The sequence below is a fragment of the Brevibacterium sp. SIMBA_078 genome (assembly GCF_046534565.1).
Classification (GTDB): Bacteria; Actinomycetota; Actinomycetes; order Actinomycetales; family Brevibacteriaceae; genus Brevibacterium.
Genome location: NZ_JAWRYQ010000299.1, coordinates 1 through 264 on the forward strand (window position 1 = coordinate 1; position 264 = coordinate 264).

Annotated in this window: 1 protein-coding gene; it reads right to left on the reverse strand. The window is 29.2% G+C overall.

The annotated features are described in order from the left end of the window. Positions 1-256 (reverse strand): caspase domain-containing protein (locus tag SB749_RS19800; protein ID WP_410711812.1); only part of this gene is annotated, 256 nt, incomplete at its 3' end. Positions 257-264 lie beyond the last annotated feature (8 nt).

Sequence of the window (264 nt, forward strand, 5' to 3'; positions counted from 1 at the left end):
GTAAGTAATTGGTGTCTCTATCTTCTATTCCATGACCTGCAAAGAAAAATATTACATCATCGCCTTCGTTAACATTATCAACAAACTTATTAAAAACACCATCTAGATCTTTTTCATTTAAATCAGAAGTTAACGTAACATTAAAGCCTTTATAAGTTAGGATGCTTTCCATTTTTTTTGCATCATTAATTGGGTTCTTTAATTTTTCTTTATCTATCCGATAACTACTGTTACCTATTACTAGTGCTTTTTTCACGAATTACT